The following is a 21,681-nucleotide window of genomic DNA, read 5'->3' as shown; positions in this document are numbered from 1 at the left end:
TTATTAAATGGCTTATTTAAAAATTAAAAGATTGATAGATATTTTATTATCAGCATTAGGGCTTATTATATTATCTCCTGTTTTTTTAATACTTATTTTTGCTATTAAGTTCGATTCTCCAGGTCCAATTCTTTTTAAACAAAAAAGAGTTGGGCTATACAAAAGGCATTTTAATATTTTAAAATTTAGAACAATGAGAATGGATACCCCAAAGGATACGCCTACACATTTACTAGAAAATCCAGATCAATGGATTACCAAAGTAGGTAAGTTTTTGCGTAAAACATCTCTTGACGAGTTACCACAAATTATCAATATCTTTAAAGGCGAAATGAGCATCATTGGTCCACGTCCGGCCCTTTGGAATCAATTTGATTTGATTGAAGAAAGAGATAAATATGGAGCAAATGATGTGCCAGTTGGACTCACTGGATGGGCGCAAATTAATGGTAGAGATGAACTCGAAATTGAGATAAAAGCAAAATTTGATGCAGAGTATGCCAAGAAAATTGGTTTAGTAATGGATATCAGATGTTTCTTTGGAACCATATTCAGTGTATTCAAGAGTGACGGTGTAGTTGAAGGTGGAACCGGAGGGAATTCAAAAGTAGTTCAAAAATCGAATGATTGTGATTAAAGTCTAGTAGCAATTGTGAATCTACTATTAATTTAAGATAATTCTGAAATTAGTCCTTTGAGGTGAAAAAATGAAAAAAATCTTAATCACTGGGAAAAACAGTTATATTGGTACATCTTTAGAGAATTGGCTCATGAGAGAACCTGATAAATATAAAGTAGATACGGTTGATATGAAAGATGGCTCATGGAAAGAGAAGGACTTTTCTCTATATGATGTTGTGTTTCATGTGGCTGGGATTGCTCATATCAAAGAAACAACTGGCAACCAGGACCTTTACTATAAAGTGAATAGGGATTTGGCATATGAAACTGCTCAGAAAGCAAAACAAGATGGAGTAGAGCAGTTTATTTTTCTAAGTTCAATGAGTGTATATGGTATCGAGAATGGTGTCATTGATAAGAATACTCCTCTTAAACCTAATAGTGCTTATGGTAAGTCAAAAATTGAAGCAGAAGAGTTGATTAATAAGCTTCAAGACAATTCGTTTACTGTATCAACACTAAGACCGCCTATGATCTATGGGAAGGGTTGCAGAGGCAATTATCCGAGGTTAGTAGGACTAGCTCTTAGGACGCCGATCTTTCCAAATCTAGACAATAAGCGAAGCATGATTTACATAGATAACTTATCAGAGTTCGTAAAGCAGCTCATTGATAATAGAAGTGGTGGGTTGTTCTTTCCACAGAATGCTGAGTATGTGAATACCAGTGAGATGGTTAGATTGATTGCTGAGGTACATGGAAAGAGAGTTGTAATGACTAAGTTATTTAATCCTTTATTAAGGCTACTGAATGTAAGTATGGTGAATAAGGTTACTGGTGACTTGGTTTATGACATGAGTATGTCTAATTATGTTAGTGAATATAGAGTTTGTGGGTTTAGAGAATCAATAAACATGACGGAGGTTTAGGTATGATTAACAATAAAAAAAAAATACTTATCCTCACTAATCACCATTCTTATACGTATAACTTTCGGAAAGAAGTCATTAAGAAATTAATTGATGAAGGTTATGAAGTTCACATTACTTTACCTTATGGTGAAAAAGTGAAACTTTTAAAAGAGATGGGATGTATTTATACGGAGTCTCCTCTCGATAGAAGAGGAATGAATCCAGGTACTGATTTTAAATTAATTAAATCATATTACAGACTTATAAGAAGGATAAAGCCTGATGTCGTTCTTTCATATACAATCAAACCTAACATATACGGAGGGAGCATATGTAGAGTGTTAAAGATACCCCTTATTGCAAATGTTACTGGGTTAGGAACTGCAGTTGGGAATGATAGTATACTTCAGAGAGTATTAGTAACACTTTACAAATCGGCTTTTAAAAAGGCAGAATGTGTTTTTTTTCAGAATGAGAGTAACAAAGATTTTTTCATGAATCATGGAATTACATTAAAAAGATACAAAGTAATCCCAGGATCAGGTATTAATATTGATGAGTTTCAATATCAGGAATACCCTAAAGATAATAATAGTGTAAGATTCTTATTTATAGGAAGAATCATGAAAGATAAGGGAATTGAAGAACTTATTGAAGCTGCTAAGCGAATAAAAGAAGAACATACAAATGTTCAATTCGATGCATTAGGGTTCTGTGAGGACGAGTATAAAGATAAGGTGGAGATATTGCAGGAAAAAAATATTATTACATTTCATGGTGTTAAGGATACTGTAAGAGAGTACCTCAAAAGCTCTCATGCTGTAATACATCCAACATATCATGAGGGAATGTCTAATGTATTGCTAGAAGCCGCGGCAACTGGTAGGCCTGTATTAGCATCAAACATTCCAGGGTGTAAGGAAATATTTGATGAAGGGATAAGTGGTTTTGGTTTTGAAGCTAAGAACATTGAAAGCTTGACTCAAGCAATACTCAAATTCATTAAGTTAACCAATCAAGAAAAGTTAACAATGGGAGAAGAGGGGCGTAAAAAAGTCGAAAGAGAATTTGATAGATCTATAGTTGTCGATGCATATTTACACGAAATCAATAGAACCATGGAGGGAAAATAAATGAACATATACGAAAAAATCAAAAACAGAGAAGAAAAAATTTCACTTGTAGGTCTTGGTTATGTTGGAATGCCCATTGCAGTAGCTTTTGCTAAAAAGGTCGATGTTATTGGATTCGATATTAGTAAAGAGAAAGTTGAGTTATACAAAAAAGGAGTCGATCCAACTAAAGAGGTTGGAGATGATGTCATCAAAGAAACGACAGTAGAATTCACTGCAGATGAGAATAAACTCAAAGAGGCCAAGTTCCATATAGTTGCAGTCCCTACCCCAGTAAATGCTAATCACACACCAGACTTAAAACCTGTAGAATCAGCAAGTAGAACGGTTGGCAGAAATCTTACAAAAGGGTCTATTGTTGTATTTGAGTCCACTGTATATCCAGGTGTTACTGAAGAAATCTGTATACCAATCCTTGAAAAAGAGTCTGGAATGAAGTGTGGCGAAGATTTTAAAGTAGGATACTCTCCTGAGAGAATCAATCCTGGTGACAAAGTACATAGACTTGAGACGATCGTTAAAGTTGTATCGGGTATGGATGAAGAATCTCTTGATATTATCGCAAAAGTGTACGAGCTTGTAGTTGATGCAGGAGTACATAGAGCGGAGTCAATTAAAGTAGCAGAAGCTGCAAAGGTTATTGAGAATTCACAGAGAGATATCAATATAGCATTTATGAATGAGCTTTCCATCATTTTTAATAAGATGGGAATTGATACAAAAGCAGTTCTTAAAGCAGCGAGCACTAAGTGGAATTTCCTGAACTTTTTCCCTGGACTTGTTGGTGGGCATTGTATCGGTGTAGATCCTTATTACCTCACATATAAAGCTGAACAGTTAGGATACCATTCACAAATCATTCTTTCAGGAAGAAGAATCAATGATGATATGGGCAAATATGTGGTTGAGAATTTGATTAAAAATCTTATTAAGGCAGATGTGCCTGTTAAAGATGCAAAAGTGGCTATCTTAGGATTTACATTCAAAGAAAATTGTCCTGATACTAGAAATACTAGAGTTATTGACATCGTAAATGAACTAAAAGAATATGGATTGACTCCTATGATTGCAGATCCAGAAGCTGATGCTGAAGAAGCAAAGCACGAGTATGGCATTGTATTTGATTCGGTAGAAGATATAAAAGGTATGGATGCAATTGTTGTGGCAGTCGGACATGATCAATTCTTAAACCTTACTCAAGAAGACTTCAATAAGATGTTTAAAGAAGAATCTAATGAAAGTAAAGTGTTACTTGATATCAAAGGAATCTTAGATAGGAAAGAATTCGAAGTAGCAGGATATAAATACTGGAGACTGTAAGGAAAGGTAGTGAATTAGCTGTGGGATATGAAAATATAATATTTGAAAAAGATAGTGTATTTCTTGTGACAGGTGGAGCTGGTTTCATTGGTTCCAATCTGTGCGAGGTTTTATTAGATAAAGGTTATAAGGTAAGATGTCTGGATGATCTTTCTAATGGGAAGCAAGCCAATGTGGACTTATTCATTGATAATCCTAATTATACTTTTATCAAAGGAGATATAAGAGATTTAGATATGTGCATGAAGGCTTGTGAGGGTGTTGATTACGTTCTTAATCAAGCAGCTTGGGGTAGTGTTCCTAGAAGTATTGAGATGCCCTTGCTTTATGAAGAAATTAATATTAGAGGAACACTCAATATGATGGAAGCGGCCCGACAAAACGGGGTTAAGAAGTTTGCTTATGCATCAAGTTCCTCTGTTTATGGGGATGAACCAAACCTTCCAAAACAAGAAGGTAGGGAAGGTAATTTACTTTCACCATATGCTTTGACTAAAATGGTTGATGAAGAATATGGAAAACTATATTCAAAACTTTATGGATTAGATACTTATGGGTTGAGATATTTTAATGTATTTGGCAGAAGACAAGATCCTGAAGGGGCTTATGCTGCGGTACTTCCAAAATTCATTAAGCAATTGTTAAATGATGAACAACCAATTATCAATGGTGATGGTAAACAAAGCAGAGACTTCACATACATCGAGAATGTTATTGAAGCAAATCTGAAAGCATGCAAAGCATCATCTGAAGTTGCCGGTGAAGCATTTAATATTGCTTATGGTGGAAGAGAGTATTTGATAGATGTCTACAATTCTTTGTGTAAGGCTCTTGGGAAAGAAATTGAACCAATATTCGGTCCTGATAGAAAAGGAGATATTAAGCACAGTAATGCTAATATCAATAAGGCTAAGCAGATGTTTGGTTATGATCCAAGTTGGAGTTTTGAAAGAGGTATTGAAGCAGCAATAGAATGGTATAGAGAAAATTTATAACTATTCATAGAGTTTAAGGCGGTGTACGCATGAAAGAACAATATTTTTTTACGGTATTTATACCAACATACAATAGGGCACATACTTTAACAAGACTATTCGAAAGTATTGAAAAACAAACCTTTACCGATTTTGAGGTAATAATAGTCGACGACGGTTCTGGTGACAATACCAAAGAAATTGTAGAGAACTATATTAAAAAATCAAAGCAAAAGATAAGATATTTTTATCAAGAGAATGCAGGTAAACACATAGCCAGAAATTTAGCAGTTAGCCACTCTGATGGTTACTTTTTTAATACCATAGACTCGGATGATATATTAACTGAAGATAGTTTAGAACTTATGTATCAATCATGGATTGATCTAGAAGGGAAAACCAATGAGTATGCTGGTGTTATAGGATTGTGTGCATATATGGACACAAAAAGAATAATTGGAGATCTGTTTCCTGAAAATATTCAGAGCATAAATCATGTAGAGATGAATGAGGTTTTTAATATTAAAGGTGATAAAACTCAGTGCATTAAAACATCAATTATGAGGGAGTATCCATATCCTAGAACAAACAATGAAAAATTTATTGCGGAGTCACTTGTGTGGAATAGAATTGGATTGAAGTATAAGTTTAGGTGCTTAAATAAAGTATTAAAATATGTAGAATATTTACCAGATGGATTATCTTCAGATAATGTAAGCTTAAGAATAAGAAATATAAATAATACAATTTTATACTATAGAGAATACATTAATGATATCATTCCTAATTATGAAATTAGATTTTTGAGAAATCTTAGAGCTTATATTAATTACGTTAGATTTTCAATGCATGGGAAGGTTAAGATAATTGATCAAATAAAAGGTGCTAGAAAAGTGACTTACTATTCGTTAGCATTTTTGCCAGGTTGGATTATGAAAAATAGAGATTCAAATAGAATTTTAGGGAGACGGAAATTGTGACAACACTTAGGACTGAAAAATGGGAATACAAATTAATATGCTTAGCTTTATTTTTGGCTCCATTTGACACAATTAGATTACCGGGAATTTATTTGACTGTTTCGGATGTTGTGTTTATTTCGATTCTGCCTATATTTTTGATTAACCTATTAAGGCATAATAGTAATATTAATAGTATGACTGTTAGATTAGCTAGTGCATGTTTTTTAATTATTTTTGGATTTGTTATAAGCTTATTTAGGGGAAGCGAACATGCTGTATTACCCACGATTACCTATGCAATACAATTCCTATTTGTATTACTTTATTTGCCGCTTCTAATAAACAAGTACATACTAAAAAAAGACATTTATCTTAAAATGTTGCACTATTACATTTTGGGGCTTTTATCATCTATTGTAATTGGATTAATAATAGATTTGTTTTTCCCTGGAGTTAATAGTACATTGGTTTCTAAAGGAATATTCGTTAGTAGTATTAGGTTTGGTGCATTTATTGGTTCAAATGGCCTTGCAAAATTAATATCTGCGATGATTCCATTGGTGTTTCTACTTTATCATAGAAGAATTATTGATAAAAAATATGTACTATTCGCTGTTTTAGTCTTACTATATGCACTTCTAAAAACGTCGAGTAATGGCGGTACTTTAGCAACTGTTTTCTCATTAAGTTTGGTGATTATCTTGAGTAGAACATGGAAGTTAAAAAAGGAAATATATTCTGTAATTGGGGTTAGTGTATTTTTGGGAAGTGTTTTGATCCTGAATGGCTATTTGGATATCCAAATGTTTATATCTCGTGTATATAACAATTTCAGATACTTAGATATATCCGAAGCGGGAAGTTACAATCTTAAAATAGAAATAATGAAAGAAGCTTTAGGTATGATTGCGAAAAATCCTATAATAGGCATAGGTGCTGAACAGTATGTTAGATTGAGTAGTTTCAATTCAACCGTTCACAATAGTTACTTATCATTTTGGTCTGAAGGTGGGATTATAAGTCTTATAGGTTTTTTGTATATATTTATTATTATTTATAAATTATTAATAAGTAGAATTAATGCCAAGATGGACAAGAATACAAGTTTATATATATTAATATTCACATCAGTTTTAATGCTTAATTTTATTACGGATACGCAAGTATATCAAAGGTTTAGAATGATTCCAATAATTCTAGTGATATATATACTCTATCAGAATGTTTATATATCCAAGAAAAGAAATACACAAGAAGATAGAAGTATAGTTAATTGTATTAATCAAAATAGAGATAAAATATTAGGGTGAAGATTATGACAAAACCAATCAAGATATTATGTGTTGTAACTCAAATGAATAAGGGTGGCATGGAAAGTAGGTTAATGGATATTTATAGAGATATTGATAAAAATAGAGTTCAGTTTCATTTTTATACATTTAGACCTGATGCCGGAAACTTCGATAAAGAAATTAAAGATTTAGGTGGTGAAATTTATTATTCAAAACCTTTATCTATAAAAAACTCATTTTTAATACCAATAAAACTTAAGTCTTTTTTGATTAAGCATCCGGAATACAAGATAGTACATGCGCATATGAATCAGTGGTGCGGACTAATTCTAAAAGGGGCGAAAATGGCAAACGTTCCGATAAGAATTGCACATTCCAGGACTGCACTAACAAATGGATCTTTCAAGAATTTAGTTAAGAATATTATAAAACTACCGACAAATAAGTACTCAACCCATAAATTTGCCGTATCAAAGAAAGCAGCAGATTGGCTTTATGGTAAAGAAATAAAAGATGAAGTAATGGTAGTCCCAAATGCTATAGATAGTGAAAAATATAAGTATAATGATATGAAAAGAAAACAGATACGTGCCGTACTTGGATGGACTAATGATTTCGTTCTTATACATGTGGGAAATATTCGAAAAGAGAAAAATCATAAATTTCTAGTGAACATCTTTAAAGATATTCTTTTGGACGAACCGAATTCGAAACTTATATTAGTGGGCAAGGATAATTTGAACGGAGCTATACATAGTTTAGCACGAAAATTGTGTGTATATGATAATATAGAATTTTTGGGCCTCAGAGATGATGTTGCTGACCTACTTCAAGCTGCGGATGTATTTGTTTTTCCATCCTTGTATGAAGGCCTACCCGGCGCAGTGTTGGAAGCTCAAGCAGCGGGATTGCCATGTGTTATTTCTGATACGATAACAGAAGAAGTGGAAATTACACCTTTGGTAGTTCGACGTTCGTTAGAAGATGATGTAAATAGGTGGGTTGAGAGTATAATAGACTCAAGAAATAGTATGAGAATGGATACTATGCAATATTTTCAAGAGAAGGGTTTTGACATCAAATCTTTATCATGCAAAATGACAAGTTTTTACGAGGATGCATACTCTAACATTAAATAATAATTTGGCTAATAAGGAGACTATTAACATGCTAAATGAAAAAGAGTTAATTCAAGAATATGGTAAGTTTTATAATTTTTTAGGAAACCATTATCCGTATGTAAATGAGGAAAGGGTATCGCTAAGTATAAGAAAAATACTAACTGACAATCATTTGGAAAATAATCTTGATATAGTGGGCATTATCGAAATAGTAAATAAAAGTTATCTTTTTGAAGATCGGACATTGGTTAAAGGGATAAAAAGAGTGCCTTGGATGACTCCTTTAGAGCTGAAGGATAATGGAAAACTTGAAAAGTTGGATATGAACCTACCAGACCATTCTGAAATAGAAGAAAATCCCGAAAATATTGCAAAATCGTTAAAAGAAATATTGAAAAAAGAATTAAAAACATATTTAAAAGGAAAAAAGAAGATTGGAATTTTATTATCTGGTGGATTAGATAGTCGAATTGTTGCAGGTTTGATTAAGGAATTAGAACTGGAAGGTGTTTATACGGGAACAGTTAGTGCATTTACTTGGGGTGTGGAAAAAAGTAGAGATGTAATATATTCCCAATACATTTGCAAAAAATTTAAATGGGAGTTTATCCATTTTCCATTAACCTCCAGCACTCTACTAGAAAACATTTATATCTCAGGGAAAATGGGAGCAGAATTCTCGCCAATACACCTACATGCTATGAGTAATATATCTAACATCCAGGGAGTTGATGGGATTATTGCAGGAAGCTATGGAGATGGAGTTGGCAGAGGTGAGTTTTCGGGAATTAAAGTTATCGATTTACCAAAATTTCTAAAAGGAAATTTGAATCAATTTGGTATTATTAGACATAAAGCTATTAACAAATACCGGAACGATGTAATTAATGACGCTTATAACTACAGGAATTATATTAGAAGAAACAAAGAATACCAGTATCGTGAAATTGAACAAGAATTACATTATATGAGAAGAAAATTACAAGCTTGCATGAGTGTTATCGGTTTAAAAATTCCTTTATATCAATTATTCACTTCTCCTGAAGCTGTTGGGTTGATGTGGTCCCTTAATCCCAAAGTTCGTAATGACTCTGTATATCAACATATATTAAAAACATTACCATATGATACTGGTTCGATTCCTTGGGCAAGAACAGGAAAAGCAATTTTGGAGAATGATGAGACTGTTGACATTGATAAAGGACTCAAACAACATCACAACTATGGTAAATGGTTGAGGGTAGATTTGGCAAATGAAATTCACGAACTAGTGTTTTCACCTAGCATTGAGGGTTTGGGTATATTTAACATGACAGTTTTGGAAAGACTGTATAAAATATGGATCAGATCTAAGACGATATCAACAAATTCACTTGACGAAATATTTTCTTGGATTGCTTCTTTAGCTGTCTTTATCAACGAATATAATGTAGAGAATCATGAGAAATTTGAATCCGGAATATCAGATATATTTTATGGGTCAATTGGAGTAGTAAAAGCAGGGATATATTCGGGACTAAGAAATAGGCTAAGAGACTAGTGATATATATAATAACATAATAAAGATGAGGAATGTGTGTAATGAAACGTATTGCAAGCTTAGTTATCCTATTAACAATTTCATCAAAAATACTCGGTTTCTTTCGAGAAATTATATTATCTTATTTTTATGGCGCTAGTTCAATTAGTGATGCTTTTTTAATATCCTTAACTATTCCAGGTACAATTTTCGCATTTATCGGAGTTGGAATATCTACTAGCTTTATTCCAGTTTATACTAAGGTTAAAAGTACGGAAGATGAAGAAACAGCAAAAGATTTTATGAATAATATTATTGGTCTTATATCATTATTGGCTACCGGAATTGTAATACTAACATTTTTCTTCACAGAAGAGTTAGTAAAAATCTTTGCAATTGGATTTCAAGGGGATACATTAAGTATTGCAATAACATTTACTAGAATCAGTATATTAGGTGTATATTTTTATGGAATAAACTACATATTTTCAAGTTTTCTAAATACTAAAAATAATTTTATTGCACCTATTTTAACAACAATACCTTTTAATATTACTTCAATATTAGCTGTAATATTAAGTAGTTTTTTTGGAGAATATCTTTTAGCCATCGGGAGTCTATTAGCAATTATCTTTCAGGTAATATTTTTGATACCAGCTTTAAGAAAAAAAAATTATCGATTTAAAATCAGATTCGATTTGAAGAATAAACATCTTAAAACTATGATATTAATGTCTCTTCCTGTTATACTGGGTACATCAGTAAATCAAATCAATAGCTTAGTAGATAGAACATTAGCTTCAACATTAGCAGTGGGTGGGATTTCAGCCCTCAATTATGCAAGCAGGCTAAATCATTTTATTCTAGGCATATTTGTAACATCTATTGCTACCGTTATATTTCCTTCAATATCAGCAATGTCGATTAGTAATGACTACAAATCTATTAAAACTTCATTGGCAGAGTCGGTCACTATAATATCATTGATAATTATCCCTGCTACAATCGGATCAATGTTATTCAGTAAACAAATAGTTGCGTTTCTTTTCGGCAGAGGTGCCTTCGATTATGAAGCAATTAATTTAACAGCCTCAGCTTTATTTTATTATACCTTAGGGCTAGTTGGTTTTGGAATGAGAGAAGTGATTTCAAAGTTCTTTTATGCACTTCATGATACTAAAACGCCAATGATAAATGCTGTAATTGGCATGGTTGTAAATATAATCTTAAATATTATTCTGTCACGCTATTTAGGCATAGGAGGTTTAGCCCTGGCAACCTCAATTGCCGCAACATTTACTTCTGCTCTATTATTTATTAATCTTCGCAAAAAAATCGGCCCATTCGGCATGAAGCAAATCAGTATCTCATTCCTAAAAATCCTATTTGCCTCATCAATTATGGGCGGATTGGCTAAACTGAGCTTTAATTACTTAACAGTTTCTTTATCTCAAAACCTTTCACTCCTAATAGCGATCGGTGTTGGAGCATTATCATACTTTGTGATTATCTACTTTATGAAAATTGAAGATGTTGACGTAATAGTTGGAGCAATCAAGAAGAAGCTTGGAAGAGGAGCTGCATAGAGAGTTTCTCTAAAGTTTTGGTAAGTCTCCCCAAAACTCCCCAAGAACCTATTCATCCACATAAGTAAATTTTGGGAATCTTATATGAGGCTTAGCTCTAATAAAGGTAATATACAGGGTGAGATCAATCTGGTTGATAAGCTTGATAAGTTTGACATCGAGATCGGTTGTGAAAGAGAACGGACAACAGAACAACATTGACATAACAGAATAAATCAGACATAACACATCAAAGAGAACGGGCATGAAGAGAGTAAGTTAGATAGCTTTGCCCGTTTTATTTATAAATGAAGGTGTCAGAATATTGTATTAATGGGTGATCGATGTATATAAACCGTTGTAAATTTTGAATTTAAGAAGATCTATTATAACTTAGATTGCTGAATGTGTAATAGTATGCAAGGGGGGAATTGAATTGAATAGTTATTTTTCTAAAAATTACAATAAACTAAAATATCCCAAAGTTGATGAAGAGACGAGTGGATTAAGGAATGCACAATTGGGAGCAATTCATTCAATTTCATCATTTTTCACTTTGAACAAAACAAAAGCAGCCGTTGTTGTGATGCCTACGGGTTCTGGAAAAACTGCTGTTTTAATGATGACTCCGTATGCTCTAGAAGCCCACAAAGTTTTAGTTATTACCCCAAGTAAGTTAGTACGAAGTCAGGTCTCTGGAGAATACTCAACATTGAAGACATTAACTAAAGTTAATGTTCTTCCTGAAAATATAAAAAGGCCAAAAGTATTTGAGATGAAAAGTCTTTATAAAGAAGATTATGATAATCAGATTAAAAACTCAGATGTAATCGTTGCAACACCTCAAGTGGGATTGAGCATATCCAGAGTGGAGAAAATTAGAAATGAATTCGATTTAGTTTTGATTGACGAAGCACACCATGTTCCAGCAAAAACATGGACTGAAATATTAGAAAATATAAATGAAGCAAAACACGTTTTATTTACTGCAACTCCATTTCGAATGGACAGTAAGACGATAAAAGGAGTTTTTGTTTATAATTATCCACTATCCCAAGCTTATAAAGATGGTATTTTTGGTGAAATACAATACATATCTATACCAAACGCCAAAAACAAAGACTATCTTATTGCTGAAAAAACAGAGTCAATTTTCCTTCTTGATCGTGAGAAGGGATATGAACATTTTGTAATGGTGAGAGCTAGCAGCAAAGATCGAGCCAAAGATTTACAGAAGCTATATAACTTTGAAACAAGCTTGAATTTACAAAGAGTTGATAGCTCTATGAGTTCAAAGACAGTGTATAAAATAATTGATACTCTACGTAAAAAAGAGCTGGATGGTATAATATGTGTTGATATGCTAGGGGAGGGCTTTGACTTCCCCAATCTGAAGATTGCAGCAATCCATGATCCGCATAAATCATTAGCAAATACTCTTCAATTCATTGGAAGGTTTGCACGTACAAATGCTGAAAATATTGACGTGGCAAAGTTTATCGCGATGAATGATGAAGAATTGGTAATAGAAAATAAAGCCCTGTACAAAAGTGATGCTATTTGGCAAGAGATTATAATTGACCTAAGTGAAAATAAAATAAATAGAGAAGAAATAGAAAAAGAATATATTGGGGAGTATTCTATCGACATAAATGAACAGATTGACCCAGATTTAAATTTGTCTTTACATACTATTAGACCTAATTGCCATGCAAAACTATATAAGGTAACAGAATTTAATATACATGGTACTTTTCCTAAGATTTGTAATATAGCCTATGGACCATTCTTGAATGAAGAAGATAATACAATCGTTGCTATAGGCAAGGGATACGAAAACCCAAAATGGTATACTGGCAACCTTGTAAAAGACGAAGAAAATCTTTTATATATTTTACACTATCAGAAAGAGACTAGAATCCTTTATATTTATTCACAAGTAAAAAGTGAATTTATCTATGAGCAAATAGTTGAATCTTTTTCTAGTAATTTTGAGAAGATTCCAAAGCATGAAATGCATAGGGTTCTAGGTAATTTAAAAGAATTTGAAATTTTCAATTCCGGTATGCAAAATAGATTTAATGAATCTGGTGAATCATATAGAATATCAGCTGGGTCTGATGTTAGTCAAGCAATTGATCCAAGTACAGGTAGGCTATATTCTGCGGGACACGTATTTTGTAAGGCAACACAAGAGGAGCAACAAATTACCATTGGATATAGTAGCGGTTCGAAAATCTGGAGTAGTTCATATGCCAACCTTAAAGATTTTGTATCTTGGTGCGATTTAAATGGGGTTAAAATATTCAATTCTGAAATGGTGGTTAAGACTAATACAAATTTTGACTTTTTACCTATTCCAAAAAAACTTGAAGAGTATCCCCAAAATATTTATTTTGCTGATCTTTCAGGAGAATCTTATGCTAATCCATCATTAGTGTATGATAAGACTGAAAGCGCACTTGGCATCATAACTGATCTTGAGATCAGGATCATTAACATAGAAAATGATATGATTACTATACAAGCGTCGATTGGAGAGAAAGAGCAGAGTCTCATTTGTGACATAAATGGTAACTATCAATCAGCAGAAGAAGAAATTTTAATTTTCGAGGGACGACAGAAGATTAATTTATCTTCATATCTATCAAATTATCCGTTAATACTCCGTACTACTGACGATGTTATGATTCAAGGGAATGAAATCAGTGTGGGAGATCCAGAGGCTATAGTTTTTACCAATGACAATATCATTACAATCCCTTGGAAAGAAAAATATGATACGAATGTGAGTATTGAATTTAGAACAAGTAAGACTCGAAGAAAAGGCAAATCAATTCAAGACACGCTCCGTGAAGTTCTTTTTGAGAACGTAGAGCTTGACTATATTATATATGATCATAGTTCTGGAGAAATGGCAGACTTCATTACAATTCAGAGTAAAGAAATGGAGTTTGAAGTTACTTTGTATCATGTTAAAGCAATGGGTGCAAAAAATTATAATTCAAGTATAGGAGATATATACGAAGTAGTCGGTCAGGCCATTAAGTCAACAATATGGATAAAAACTAAGTCAACGTTTCTTCAGAAAATTAGGAGTCGGAGAAAATCTGCTCATTGCGAGTTTATAAAAGGAGAATATGAGAACTTCCTAAAGGACATTAAACTACAAGATAAAGTACTTCGAGGTAAGATAGTAGCAGTACAGCCTTCCATATGCAAGAGCATGGACATACCAGATAAGATTCAAGAAGTATTAGCAGCAACAAATTATTATATTAGTAATTCTGGAAAAGTTAAATCATTTGAAATATGGGGAAGTTAAGATATCACTAGGTAGAAGGAGGCCTCCAGTGTCATGGACAAATATATCTTCATCAGAAAATCATATCAATCCAGCCGTTAATCTGTCTCACTAGATCCTTTGATGAAGCCTCCCATACATACATGGGCTATGCAATTACCTTGGAGGGAGAACTGGATAACACTAATACCACCTTCTCCATCGGTAAAGCAGCCCATGCCCAACATCAATTCAAAGGGAATGACATTATCTCCGGAGAGTGTGTACCAGTACCGGATCCTGACACTGAACCTACTGAATACTACAAAGTCTCTAAACTCAAGGTCATCTAGTCTGATACAATCACTAGCACATCATCATCCTGGGAACTGGTGACGCCGGAGCTGGAAGTTTACAGAGAAAGAGGTCACCGCAGACTAACAGCCAGGACATATGACACGAAGTGTAGCAGTTGCATGAGGGGAGCTAGGATGCCGGTTGAGATAATTGTTGATAATTGGAATCCTAGAGGCCGGAAAAAGTATAGACTCGAGACATTCTTTTATGGGCCATTAAACTATTAATTGTACAAGGCTGGTTCAAATCGCAAGGTGGAAAGTTGTAAAGGTATGGTGTATATAGAAGAGGACTGGGTTGTTGGTATGAATGTGGAGTATAGGGATTCGGAACGAGTAGTAGGAATCCATAGAAGAAACGGAGGGATAAGAATGGGATTATTTGACTTTCTTAAGAAGCGAAACAATCAAAACAAACAGATTAGCAAATCAAAAGATAAGAAGGATTTCAATATCAGCTCTATGATAAGCGTTAAAACAGAGATTATTAATACCCCGCCAGAGCCTGATGTTATTCCTGTTGAGAAGATAATCAAAGGCATGAAACCAAATGATGTAGGCTTATACCCACATGAAATACTTCTACTTTCTTATGCACCCAAATACTATCTTGAAGGCAATTCTTATCCTGGATTCTGGTGGTATAAGTATGGTGTTAAAGACGTTGATAAGTGCTTGATTTCATTAAAAAATAGAGGCTTTCTCCAAATTGGATCGTTACGATTGGCAATTGAAAAAGAGACAGCTGCTGTGCTAAAGGATATATTAAAAGATAATGGATTAAAAGTCTCAGGCAAGAAGGCTGAGTTAGTTCAGCGTCTAATCAATGAAGTTTCTGAGGAGAAGCTTAATGCTATATTTACAAATCGTACATACGACCTAACTAATGCAGGCAAAGAAGTTCTAAAGAAAGAAGAATACATTCCATATATCCACCGTCAAGGAATTGAGGATCTGGATATTTGGTCTTTAAGTAAAAAAGTTCAGGATAAACCTGGCTACCCATACAGAGATGTTATTTGGGGATATTTGAATGAAAGAAGTATGGTTCACATTAAAAATAGAGATTTTGGATTATATAGAAATTGTCGCTTTTCAATGTCCGAATTTATTAAAGAAGAAGGGAAGATAGACAATGCTTTTGCTCTTTTATCTGAAGTAATCCGTTATGATTTAAGTGGATTATCAAATGGCTTTAGTATGCAGTTTATGGACATCTATGCCGATGGATACTTTCCATACAAAAATTCGATTGTTACCATGGCACCAGGGATAACAAGCAGAGTTGTTGATTATCAAGAGAAGAAAGGCTTATCTGACAACGACTTGAAGAAGAAGCTATATGACGAGATGAGTAAAATTAAATTGCCATTCAGTGTATTTACTGATGATGAATGCGTTGAAATTGTCCTCATGGAAATACATAAGGATGAAGAGAACCTTGAAAAATTTTATAATAAAGCAAAGAGACGGTTTAAGAAGGAGTACGGGTTGAAGAAATAAGAAAATGTAATTTAGGGAGGTGCCAGTAATTTGAAATTGATTTTACTTTATCTTAGTTTGGCTTTTGTAATCATTCTGCTGCCAAGGTATATAAGGTATAAAGGTTCTGGTTATAAGGTGGCCAGTGGAAATAGCTTTTTTAAAACAGTATTTGATAAAGGGAACTATGGAGAATTTCTTACATATAATAAACTCGAGAAGTTGAATGGTGACCATAAGCTAATGACCAACCTATACATACCAAAGGCAGATGGATCTACTACTGAGATCGACTTAATTATGATTTCAGAAACGGGCATCTATGTCTTTGAATCAAAAAATTATAGTGGATGGATTTTTGGAAGCGAAAATCATAAAAATTGGACGCAATCTCTACCGAATAAACAGAAAAATAAGTTTTTTAATCCTATTTGGCAGAATAAAAGTCATATAAGAGCTTTGAAAGAAGTGCTTGGAATGAATAATGATGAATTATTTAAATCTTATATCATATTCAGTGAAAGATGTACGCTTAAGAAGATTAAGGTAGAGTCGAATAACGTAAAAGTCATAAAAAGAGATCATTTGTTAAAATATACCAAAAAGGATTTATTAAAATCAGCGAAGATATTAAATTTAGAGCAAATGGATATTATTTATGAAAATCTAAGTCAGTACTGTTTAGTTAGCGCAAGCTTAAAACAAGCGCACATAAATAGTATTAAATTGAAAAATGAGAATAGAATACATTGATAATCAATTTTATATTCAAATAAATTTAATCTTATAGAAATATAAAGGTTTGTTATTTGTTTTGTTGACTGTTTGTCTTCATACAAACTTACTTTCTTATACTATATATTTTTGACAATTCCAACATCAAAATAGCCACCTCCTAGTCAAACATCTGCTTGACCGGGAGATAGCTATTTGTTTAACAAATGATAATAATCGACTATCAGGTCACTTAATACGACTAAAAATGAACGGGCAGAAATATCGTAGCCACCGTATAATTGATTTTGAACAGATAGACTGATGGCAATTTCTGTTGAATTTGTAAAAAAACTGTCAGGATTATTGGTTAATACGATAGTGGGGATAGCTAAGTGATCCATTTTTTCAGCTGCTTTTAAGAGCGTTTGGGTGTTTCCGCTGGATGAGATAAATATGACACAGTCTTTATCAGTAATCCAGTTGGTCATCAAGTCGATCATATGAGATTCATAGATACAAGAGGATGAACAGTTTAACTGCATGAGTCTTTTACTCATATATTCGCCAACCATTTTAGTGAGTCCGACGGATATGATAACGACTTTTGCTGAATAAGTCTCTATCTAAATGGTTAAGCCCGGTAACTAAAGCGAATGATCTTCAGGGGTTAAAAACTTCTGGTGTTAATCGACGTATTAATCGTGAAAAATTTGAACTGAATCAATTAAAAGATGAATTAAGCAACAATAAACGACGCCAAGGTGTTTTCAATGGTTTAAGAAACATGGTTTCTATTAGAAAAGAGTCGACTGCTTTTTCACCATTTGCAGATCAGAAAGTAGTTGATCTGGATGCTAATGTATTCGCATTAATAAGAGAAAACAAGAATACAAATGAACGTATTTTCTTTGCAGTCAACGTCTCAGGTAAAAAAGTCACAGTTAAGTTTCCTTTTGATGGAACAGAATTACAATCCAACCGTCATCTTAAAGATGAAATAACTCTATCACCTTATGAGTTTATCTGGGTGAAATGAAAGGTGAAAAAAGAAGATAGGTCAGTATATTGACCTGTCTTCTTTTTAGATTACATAAATTAAGCACATCATATTTCAGCAGACATCATAGATGAAATATGATGTCTTCATTCTTCTAGCAAAGTAATAAATATTATAAGTTTTGCATAATTTATTACTTATCAAATAAGACTTTATATTCTATGTCATCAAAATAATCTGGAATCATTTTGTCCAACCATTGAAATTCTTCAGAACTGATTTCAGAATGATCTTTCTTAGCAACAATTGCTTTTCTATGTGAAACGGATATTAGTTCAAACTTCTTTGAGTGTTCTTCTAAGTATTGTTTTGTTTCTAATTTAGTGTAATCCATATTATCTGATAAGGGGATATCGTATTGATATTCCTTTTTGTCTGCTGTTAAAGTTCCTTTTTTATTCATGATATTTACTCCTTTTTCTGTAATTTTTAAACAAAAATCAGTCATTTCATAAATAATTATATGTGATGTAGATACCTATAACAGATAACTATTTATTTTTTGTTACTATTTAGTTAAATCATTAAGTGTTAATCATTTTCAATAGTTTCAATTGAAATCATAGAGTTGATATCATCTAGATCGAGTGCTTCTGCAATGCGTTGTAAATGTCCGATATCTACACGCTGACGTTTACCATTAACTAAAGGACTTAGTTTAGAGATATCGATGTCGCTTAATCTGCCTAGTTCACGCATAGACATATTACGTTCTTCTAAGAGCTGATGAATATGGAAAACAATTTTTTTCTCTTTCATGTAAAAAAACCTCTTTCCATTGTTGACTTTATAAACATCATAAACTAAAATATGTTATGTAAGTGATTACGAAAAAGACATCATTTGTGATTTTATTATTATATTCTACATTGAAAGGTCTGATAAAATGAAAGCCCTTCATGTTGTATCCAATAATGCAGTAGTAGTCAGGACAGAAGAGGGGAGGAAATGTGTTGTAACAGGCAAGGGGCTGGGGTTTAAAAAAGCGAGAGGAGATCTCATCAACAAGGAACTGATTCAAAATGTATTCGTCGAAGATCAACGATATAAAGAAAGAATCGTTATTAAAACTGAATAATGGGGAGTTACTCAATGTTAATCTTGAGGCTTTAACCCAAATTCTTTACAACGACCATTGTGTCCGTAGAGAGTTTGGGTTTTTTATTTGGACTTATTTAAGGAGGTGATCTCTGAAACAAGATTGCTGAAAGGGGGAATAGAAGTATTAACTTAATTTTTTAAAAAAAGTAGGAGGTAACAGTAATGCCAATTGTATTAACGAGAATAGATTTTAGAATGATTCATGGACAAGTTATTACTCAATGGGTGAAGCGATGTGATGCAAATGAAATTATTGCTGTTGATACATCACTCAGTAAAGATGTATTTATGCAAGAAGTATTTAAAATGGCGGCTCCAAAGGGTGTGAATATCAAAATAATGGATGTGGACAAAGCCATAAAAGCACAATTAGATGGGAAATTCGAACATCGAAAAGTCTTACTTTTATTTAAGACTGTGCAGCAATTATATGAAGCAGTGCAAAAAGGACTAGAGTTAAAGGATGTTCAAGTAGGAGGGTTAGGTGGAGGACCAGATAGAAAGCCGGTAAATAACGCTATTACTTTAAATCAAGAAGATGCAGACTGGCTAATTGAAATAGAAAATAAAGGAATTGAGGTATATCTGCAAACTACACCTGATTATCCTTCTATGAAGTTGGAGGATGCAGTTAAAAAACTATAAAGAGGAGGTTTATTTATGTTCGTACAATCAATATTAGTAGGTTTACTGTATTGGCTCTCTATGGGAAGAGCACATTACTTCTTTTCTTACGCACTTAGAAGACCGGTCGTTCTTGGTGTATTAATCGGCTGGATCTTCGGTGATGCACAAGCAGGATTATTATATGGTGCAACTATTCAATTACTTTATATGGGTGGAATTGAAGCGGGAGGCAATATACCAAGTGATCAAGCCTTGGCAGCTTGTATTGCTATCCCGGCAGCTTTATTAAGTAATTTAGATCCTACAACTGCTGTAGCATTAGCTATTCCATTTGGAGTACTTGGTGTACTGATTAATAATGTCCGAAGAACGATTAATACTTTTTTCAATAGTCGTTCCGATACAATGATTGAACAAGAAAAATACGACAAAGTTTCTTTATATACCTTTTTACTACCATGGTTAACAAATGGTGTTTTATATTTTACACCAGTATTTATAGCAACACTTTTTGGAGCAAATGTCGTACAGGCTTTTATTGATTTTATACCAGAATGGATCATGAATGGTCTATCTAATGCAGGGGCTATGCTACCAGCATTAGGATTTGGTTTAACGTTAGTGGTTATGGGGAAACGGCATTATATACCATTTTTTGTTCTAGGGTTCTTTGCTTATTCAATAGCAGGTTTCTCTATGCTGACAGGAGCAGTTTTTGCATTATCACTAGCAATGATAGTCTCTTTATTTAAGCAACATTCAGATGAGGAGGGAATCGCTTGAGATCAAAGGCAGAAGTACAAACTGATTCGAAAAAAATAACGAAATTTGATTTATTTATTGCTTGGTTGAGATGGTGTCTAGTGGTAGAGGTACCGGTGAGTTTCGATCGCATGCAGGCATTGGGATTTTGTTATTCTATCAATAAAATCTTGAGAAAAGTGTACAAAGATCAACCAGAAGAATTACAGCAAGCCATGAGACGTCATGCTCGTATGTTTAACACTAATGCGGACTGGGGAAGTGTAATTCATGGAATAATCATATCCTTGGAAGAACAGCGAGCAAGTGGGAATAAAGACGTTAGTGAAGAAATGATGGAGTCATTAAAAATTGGTTTGATGGGGCCTTTAGCCGGCATTGGAGATAGTGTGGATCAAGGAATTGTAATGACCATTCCACTGGCTATTTTTGTTCCAATGGCATTGAATGGCTCAATTGTTGCTGCTTTTGTCCCTTCACTTATTTATATGGCTTGGGCTTATGGATTTTCTTGGTTCCTATTTAATAGAGGATATAACCTTGGTAAAAACTCAGTTCTGTCGATCCTTCAATCTGGAGCAATTAAAAAGGTTATCGATATTGCAAGTATTGTTGGCTTATTTATGATTGGATGTTTGTCAGCTGCTTACGTTAAATTTGAAACGATTTTAAGTTATTCCAGTGAAGCAGAAACCATACAGGTGCAAGAACTAATAGACAATATGATTCCTAATTTATTGCCATTTGCCTTAGTAATGGGTATTTATTACTTCATTATAAAAAAAGGACCTAAATACTTGCAGATTATTCTATTTGTAATGGTGTTTGCAATTCTACTCACATTAATTGGTGTTATTTAGTTACAAAAACACAAAAGG

Annotated in this window: 22 protein-coding genes; 19 read left to right on the top strand and 3 right to left on the bottom strand. The window is 33.3% G+C overall.

Annotation, left to right across the window (positions count from 1 at the left end; translation table 11 throughout):
• Positions 1 to 7 precede the first annotated feature (7 nt).
• From BKP56_RS11575 to BKP56_RS11510, 14 genes are all read left to right on the top strand, one after another.
• Entirely contained in the window at positions 8 to 637 is a 630-nt protein-coding gene (locus BKP56_RS11575; RefSeq protein WP_072695222.1) for a sugar transferase, read from the top strand.
• Positions 638 to 707: 70 nt separating this feature from the next.
• Positions 708 to 1,550, top strand: coding sequence for an NAD-dependent epimerase/dehydratase family protein (locus BKP56_RS11570; RefSeq protein ID WP_072695221.1), 843 nt, complete (start codon positions 708 to 710; stop codon positions 1,548 to 1,550).
• Positions 1,551 to 1,552: 2 nt separating this feature from the next.
• Positions 1,553 to 2,665, top strand: a complete 1,113-nt coding sequence (locus tag BKP56_RS11565; RefSeq protein WP_072695220.1) for a glycosyltransferase family 4 protein — start codon at positions 1,553 to 1,555, stop codon at positions 2,663 to 2,665.
• Positions 2,666 to 3,985: a nucleotide sugar dehydrogenase gene (locus BKP56_RS11560; RefSeq protein WP_072695219.1), complete on the top strand. Its 1,320-nt coding sequence runs from the start codon at positions 2,666 to 2,668 to the stop codon at positions 3,983 to 3,985.
• A gap of 20 nt (positions 3,986 to 4,005) precedes the next feature.
• Positions 4,006 to 4,980, top strand: coding sequence for an SDR family oxidoreductase (locus tag BKP56_RS11555; RefSeq protein ID WP_072695218.1), 975 nt, complete (start codon positions 4,006 to 4,008; stop codon positions 4,978 to 4,980).
• Between the two features lie 29 nt (positions 4,981 to 5,009).
• Positions 5,010 to 5,939, top strand: coding sequence for a glycosyltransferase family A protein (locus BKP56_RS11550; RefSeq protein ID WP_072695217.1), 930 nt, complete (start codon positions 5,010 to 5,012; stop codon positions 5,937 to 5,939).
• Positions 5,936 to 7,231, top strand: a complete 1,296-nt coding sequence (locus BKP56_RS11545; protein ID WP_072695216.1) for an O-antigen ligase family protein — start codon at positions 5,936 to 5,938, stop codon at positions 7,229 to 7,231. The genes BKP56_RS11550 and BKP56_RS11545 overlap by 4 nt, the downstream gene beginning before the upstream one ends.
• A gap of 5 nt (positions 7,232 to 7,236) precedes the next feature.
• Positions 7,237 to 8,352, top strand: a complete 1,116-nt coding sequence (locus BKP56_RS11540) for a glycosyltransferase family 1 protein (RefSeq protein WP_072695215.1) — start codon at positions 7,237 to 7,239, stop codon at positions 8,350 to 8,352.
• Positions 8,353 to 8,380: 28 nt separating this feature from the next.
• Positions 8,381 to 9,874 carry an asparagine synthase-related protein gene (locus BKP56_RS11535; RefSeq protein WP_072695214.1) on the top strand — a complete coding sequence of 498 codons (1,494 nt, stop codon included), beginning with the start codon at positions 8,381 to 8,383 and terminating at the stop codon, positions 9,872 to 9,874.
• Between the two features lie 41 nt (positions 9,875 to 9,915).
• Positions 9,916 to 11,439 (top strand): murein biosynthesis integral membrane protein MurJ, encoded by a 1,524-nt coding sequence (gene murJ / locus BKP56_RS11530; protein ID WP_083540562.1) that lies wholly within the window; start codon positions 9,916 to 9,918, stop codon positions 11,437 to 11,439.
• A 415-nt stretch (positions 11,440 to 11,854) separates the two neighbouring features.
• Positions 11,855 to 14,743 carry a DEAD/DEAH box helicase gene (locus BKP56_RS11525; RefSeq protein WP_072695212.1) on the top strand — a complete coding sequence of 963 codons (2,889 nt, stop codon included), beginning with the start codon at positions 11,855 to 11,857 and terminating at the stop codon, positions 14,741 to 14,743.
• A gap of 122 nt (positions 14,744 to 14,865) precedes the next feature.
• Entirely contained in the window at positions 14,866 to 15,054 is a 189-nt protein-coding gene (locus tag BKP56_RS13925) for a hypothetical protein (protein WP_072695211.1), read from the top strand.
• A gap of 276 nt (positions 15,055 to 15,330) precedes the next feature.
• Complete coding sequence (locus tag BKP56_RS13920; RefSeq protein WP_198033947.1) at positions 15,331 to 16,560, top strand: SAP domain-containing protein; 1,230 nt, start codon at positions 15,331 to 15,333, stop codon at positions 16,558 to 16,560.
• A 30-nt stretch (positions 16,561 to 16,590) separates the two neighbouring features.
• The gene (locus BKP56_RS11510; protein ID WP_072695210.1) at positions 16,591 to 17,292 is read left to right on the top strand and encodes a nuclease-related domain-containing protein; all 702 of its coding nucleotides are present in this window, start codon (positions 16,591 to 16,593) and stop codon (positions 17,290 to 17,292) included.
• A gap of 173 nt (positions 17,293 to 17,465) precedes the next feature.
• Here BKP56_RS11510 and BKP56_RS11505 read toward each other — a convergent pair whose 3' ends face one another.
• On the bottom strand, positions 17,466 to 17,828 hold the full coding sequence (locus BKP56_RS11505; protein WP_072695209.1) for an SIS domain-containing protein: 363 nt from the start codon (positions 17,826 to 17,828) through the stop codon (positions 17,466 to 17,468).
• Between the two features lie 32 nt (positions 17,829 to 17,860).
• Here BKP56_RS11505 and BKP56_RS11500 point away from each other — a divergent pair, with 32 nt between their 5' ends.
• Entirely contained in the window at positions 17,861 to 18,292 is a 432-nt protein-coding gene (locus BKP56_RS11500; RefSeq protein ID WP_072695208.1) for a hypothetical protein, read from the top strand.
• 154 nt (positions 18,293 to 18,446) lie between these two features.
• Here BKP56_RS11500 and BKP56_RS11495 read toward each other — a convergent pair whose 3' ends face one another.
• Together BKP56_RS11495 and BKP56_RS11490 are read right to left on the bottom strand one after the other, a co-directional pair.
• Positions 18,447 to 18,716, bottom strand: coding sequence for a hypothetical protein (locus tag BKP56_RS11495; RefSeq protein ID WP_072695207.1), 270 nt, complete (start codon positions 18,714 to 18,716; stop codon positions 18,447 to 18,449).
• 128 nt (positions 18,717 to 18,844) lie between these two features.
• Complete coding sequence (locus BKP56_RS11490; protein WP_335628955.1) at positions 18,845 to 19,018, bottom strand: helix-turn-helix domain-containing protein; 174 nt, start codon at positions 19,016 to 19,018, stop codon at positions 18,845 to 18,847.
• Positions 19,019 to 19,199: 181 nt separating this feature from the next.
• On the opposite strand from BKP56_RS11490, the gene BKP56_RS11485 reads away from it, so the two are divergent.
• From BKP56_RS11485 to BKP56_RS11470, 4 genes are all read left to right on the top strand, one after another.
• Complete coding sequence (locus BKP56_RS11485) at positions 19,200 to 19,391, top strand: CAT RNA binding domain-containing protein (protein WP_072695205.1); 192 nt, start codon at positions 19,200 to 19,202, stop codon at positions 19,389 to 19,391.
• Positions 19,392 to 19,576: 185 nt separating this feature from the next.
• Complete coding sequence (locus tag BKP56_RS11480) at positions 19,577 to 20,059, top strand: PTS system mannose/fructose/N-acetylgalactosamine-transporter subunit IIB (protein WP_072695204.1); 483 nt, start codon at positions 19,577 to 19,579, stop codon at positions 20,057 to 20,059.
• Positions 20,060 to 20,074: 15 nt separating this feature from the next.
• Complete coding sequence (locus BKP56_RS11475; RefSeq protein ID WP_072695203.1) at positions 20,075 to 20,824, top strand: PTS mannose/fructose/sorbose/N-acetylgalactosamine transporter subunit IIC; 750 nt, start codon at positions 20,075 to 20,077, stop codon at positions 20,822 to 20,824.
• Positions 20,821 to 21,663: a PTS system mannose/fructose/sorbose family transporter subunit IID gene (locus BKP56_RS11470; protein WP_072695202.1), complete on the top strand. Its 843-nt coding sequence runs from the start codon at positions 20,821 to 20,823 to the stop codon at positions 21,661 to 21,663. The genes BKP56_RS11475 and BKP56_RS11470 overlap by 4 nt, the downstream gene beginning before the upstream one ends.
• The last annotated feature ends 18 nt before the right edge of the window (positions 21,664 to 21,681 follow it).

Origin of the sequence: Marinilactibacillus sp. 15R, assembly GCF_001895285.1 — a bacterium.
Lineage (GTDB): Bacteria > Bacillota > Bacilli > Lactobacillales > Carnobacteriaceae_A > Marinilactibacillus > Marinilactibacillus piezotolerans.
Note: the sequence above shows the minus strand (reverse complement) of the source record. Positions and strands in the feature narration are given on the sequence as shown.

Coding starts and splice junctions, on each gene's coding strand:
- BKP56_RS11575 (WP_072695222.1), top strand. CDS start 8: ATGGCTTATTTAAAAATTAAAAGATTGATAGATATTTTATTATCAGCA.
- BKP56_RS11570 (WP_072695221.1), top strand. CDS start 708: ATGAAAAAAATCTTAATCACTGGGAAAAACAGTTATATTGGTACATCT.
- BKP56_RS11565 (WP_072695220.1), top strand. CDS start 1,553: ATGATTAACAATAAAAAAAAAATACTTATCCTCACTAATCACCATTCT.
- BKP56_RS11560 (WP_072695219.1), top strand. CDS start 2,666: ATGAACATATACGAAAAAATCAAAAACAGAGAAGAAAAAATTTCACTT.
- BKP56_RS11550 (WP_072695217.1), top strand. CDS start 5,010: ATGAAAGAACAATATTTTTTTACGGTATTTATACCAACATACAATAGG.
- BKP56_RS11540 (WP_072695215.1), top strand. CDS start 7,237: ATGACAAAACCAATCAAGATATTATGTGTTGTAACTCAAATGAATAAG.
- BKP56_RS11535 (WP_072695214.1), top strand. CDS start 8,381: ATGCTAAATGAAAAAGAGTTAATTCAAGAATATGGTAAGTTTTATAAT.
- murJ (WP_083540562.1), top strand. CDS start 9,916: ATGAAACGTATTGCAAGCTTAGTTATCCTATTAACAATTTCATCAAAA.
- BKP56_RS13925 (WP_072695211.1), top strand. CDS start 14,866: ATGGGCTATGCAATTACCTTGGAGGGAGAACTGGATAACACTAATACC.
- BKP56_RS13920 (WP_198033947.1), top strand. CDS start 15,331: ATGGTGTATATAGAAGAGGACTGGGTTGTTGGTATGAATGTGGAGTAT.
- BKP56_RS11505 (WP_072695209.1), bottom strand. CDS start 17,828: ATGGTTGGCGAATATATGAGTAAAAGACTCATGCAGTTAAACTGTTCA.
- BKP56_RS11495 (WP_072695207.1), bottom strand. CDS start 18,716: ATGAATAAAAAAGGAACTTTAACAGCAGACAAAAAGGAATATCAATAC.
- BKP56_RS11490 (WP_335628955.1), bottom strand. CDS start 19,018: ATGTCTATGCGTGAACTAGGCAGATTAAGCGACATCGATATCTCTAAA.
- BKP56_RS11485 (WP_072695205.1), top strand. CDS start 19,200: ATGAAAGCCCTTCATGTTGTATCCAATAATGCAGTAGTAGTCAGGACA.
- BKP56_RS11480 (WP_072695204.1), top strand. CDS start 19,577: ATGCCAATTGTATTAACGAGAATAGATTTTAGAATGATTCATGGACAA.
- BKP56_RS11475 (WP_072695203.1), top strand. CDS start 20,075: ATGTTCGTACAATCAATATTAGTAGGTTTACTGTATTGGCTCTCTATG.